This is a genomic window from Microbacterium karelineae, from assembly GCF_009745985.1.
Lineage (GTDB): Bacteria > Actinomycetota > Actinomycetes > Actinomycetales > Microbacteriaceae > Microbacterium > Microbacterium karelineae.
This window is the reverse complement of the sequence record NZ_WFIX01000167.1, coordinates 1-612: the sequence shown is the minus strand read 5'-3', so window position 1 is coordinate 612 and position 612 is coordinate 1. Positions and strand designations below refer to the sequence as shown.

The window sequence follows — 612 nt, the reverse complement described above, 5'->3', positions numbered from 1 at the left end:
GGAGTAAGCTCGTTCAGGTGCTGTACCGATCCGTGGTTCAGCATGATTGTTCTCCATGTTTCTTCGTTATCCAGTCCTTTTTCTTTCAATAGTTGTGCAAGGTATTTATTCTTACGCATAAAGTTTCCTTTCGCAAGACCTGCTTTATAATAGTTGGAAGAGAAAGGCTCAATTCCAGGAGAAGTCTGTCCTAAGATGGCAGAACTTGAAGTGGTAGGAGCAATAGCCATTGTTGTGGTATTTCTCAATCCGTATCCTTTCAATACTTCTGGTTCTCCATAGATGTTGGCAAGTTCTCTTGAAGCCTGCTCAGCCTGTTCTTTGATATGTCTGAATGCTCTTGCATTGAACTGAGTCGCCTCAAAGCTTTCAAACGGAATCATATTTTTCTGTAAATAAGAGTGGTATCCTAAAACTCCTAAACCAAGAGCTCTGTGACGCATCGCGAAGTTTCTTGCTCCCTGTAGGTAATAGTTTCCTTCAGTTTTGTCAATGAACTCTGATAATACAGCATCAAGGAAGTATACTGCCAGTTTTACAGCATCGGTATCTTTCCACTCATCATACAATTCCAGGTTCATGGAAGATAGACAGCAGATGAAAGATTCTTCC

Annotated in this window: 1 protein-coding gene; it reads right to left on the bottom strand. The window is 41.0% G+C overall.

The window, feature by feature from the left end:
* Positions 1–581 (bottom strand): ribonucleotide reductase barrel domain-containing protein (locus GB932_RS22430; protein WP_497755953.1); only part of this gene is annotated, 581 nt, incomplete at its 3' end.
* Positions 582–612: the final 31 nt, after the last annotated feature.